This is a genomic window from Streptococcus sp. HMSC067H01, from assembly GCF_001814775.1.
In the GTDB taxonomy this organism is placed as follows: Bacteria; Bacillota; Bacilli; order Lactobacillales; family Streptococcaceae; genus Streptococcus.
The window spans coordinates 1-239 of the sequence record NZ_KV817800.1; the positions used below are offsets into that span (position 1 = coordinate 1).

Sequence of the window (239 nt, forward strand, 5' to 3'; positions counted from 1 at the left end):
CCGTTCCCTTCAGCCGGACTTGGGTAATCCTCCATAACATTTTATGGACCTTGTAGGACTTGAACCTACGACCACTCGGTTATGAGCCGAGAGCTCTAACCAGCTGAGCTAAAGGTCCAACAAGATCATTATAGCGGCGAAGGGGATCGAACCCCCGACCTCCCGGGTATGAACCGGACGCTCTAGCCAGCTGAGCTACACCGCCATCAATCGGGAAGACAGGATTCGAACCTGCGACA

At 54.0% G+C, this 239-nt stretch carries 2 tRNA genes; both read right to left on the reverse strand.

The window, feature by feature from the left end:
* Window positions 1-44: 44 nt before the first annotated feature.
* Window positions 45-118: transfer RNA gene (locus HMPREF2987_RS06450), tRNA-Ile, on the reverse strand.
* 13 nt (window positions 119-131) lie between these two features.
* Window positions 132-205 (reverse strand) — tRNA-Met (locus tag HMPREF2987_RS06455).
* Between the last annotated feature and the right edge of the window lie 34 nt (window positions 206-239).